Origin of the sequence: Acinetobacter sp. YH12120 (assembly GCF_013418795.1) — a bacterium.
In the GTDB taxonomy this organism is placed as follows: domain Bacteria; phylum Pseudomonadota; class Gammaproteobacteria; order Pseudomonadales; family Moraxellaceae; genus Acinetobacter; species Acinetobacter towneri.
On the sequence record NZ_VPBI01000051.1, the window covers coordinates 1 to 1,482 of the forward strand.

Below are 1,482 nucleotides of genomic sequence, written 5' to 3' on the forward strand. Positions count from 1 at the left end.
TGTTATTCCCAAGTAGAAATGTCCTACCTAATAACCAAATAGAAATGTCCTATATGGACATTTCCAAGTCAAGCACAGGATTTAGATTTCGTTGTTCAATCGCTGTTTTCTGTGCACGTCTGCTTGGCATCTTTTGAGAACGATTACGTTTGTTTTGCTGTTCCAGTTCTTCATGCTGTTGTTGGATATGATTCAGAACAGCACTCAACCGTTTATTCTCAACAATCTCTCGCTGATTCAGCTGACTTAATTTATCGAAGAGGCTGTAATTGATCTTTCGGCCATCATGCATGAGGGCTACAGTACCATCCGGGTATTCCAGGAACTCAAGATACTTACCGATCAACCTTTGATTTTCTTCGGTGTTTTCCAGGAGATATACGCATTTATCATAAGTAATCGTCAGGCTATTGGTGACTCTGCGGGGTTCACGCCAAGTAAAAATATCATCTAATTCTTCGGCTGTTTCAGTGATAGGCCGATGTAGATTCTTAGGATTAAAAGCCATCTTGGCGAACTTCTGATTGAACTGCTCAATGAAGCAGGGTAGCCAGGCATTAGCTTGCTCAATCGAACAGATGCCTTCCAAGCGCATTTCTTTGATCAGACGGTCCTGAAGCGTTCTATTCGCCCGTTCTACACGGCCTTTGGCCTGTGGTGAATTGGCGAAGATGATATCGATATTGAGGGTGCTGAGTACACGTCCAAACTGGGTAATCTTGGTGTCTTTCTTGCTGCTTTGATTCACTCTAAAGACTGAATGTTTGTCGCTGTAAAACGCTAAAGGCTTACCGTGCTGTTCGACATATAAACGTGTTGAAATCATATAGTCAAAGGTTGATTCTGATTCACAGAAGCGTAAATGCTGCAATTTTCCTGTCGCATCATCGATAAACACCAGCAAACAGCACTTAGCAGCGCGTCCTTCAAACCAGTCATGGTGTGAGCCATCAATTTGGATCAGTTCACCAAAGCAATCCCGGTTGTAACGAGGCTGATACGGGCGTTTCAGGCGCTTGGCGCGAGGAATCCACAGATCTGCTGCAATCATCCAGGAACGCAGTGTTTCAACTGAAATATCAAAGCCATGAACGGTGGTGAGCTTTTCATGCGCTAAAGTGGGTCCGAAACCATGGAATTGTTCAGCGACCAGATTGAGGCACTTGAGTCTGAGCTCTTCAGGAAGCCTGGAATTGCTGATTTGGCCACGTGCAGCATGGGCTAATGCAGTTGGACCTTGAGTTTTGTATTTTTGCAATAAACGTCTGATCTGACGTTCTGAAATATGAAGTAGCTGAGCAGCCTGGGGCTGGGTTATGCGTTGATCACAGATTTCTTGCAAGACCGACAATCGTTTAAGTTCTTTATCCGACATAGACACCAACATATCAAACCGTCCGCTAAGAAAATTGCAACAGCGCATATTCTAAAAGCGGACATTTTTACTTTGGAGAAACCGGACATTTCTATTTTGGAGTTACA

The 1,482-nt window shown here is 43.8% G+C and carries 1 protein-coding gene; it reads right to left on the minus strand.

The features are described 5' to 3' along the window. Positions 1–49 precede the first annotated feature (49 nt). Positions 50–1,375, minus strand: coding sequence for an ISNCY family transposase (locus tag FTU58_RS13910; protein ID WP_096902756.1), 1,326 nt, complete (start codon positions 1,373–1,375; stop codon positions 50–52). Positions 1,376–1,482 lie beyond the last annotated feature (107 nt).

Bases quoted from the DNA above. Each gene is read 5' to 3' on its own strand.
- FTU58_RS13910 (WP_096902756.1), bottom strand. From the start codon at position 1,375: ATGTCGGATAAAGAACTTAAACGATTGTCGGTCTTGCAAGAAATCTGT.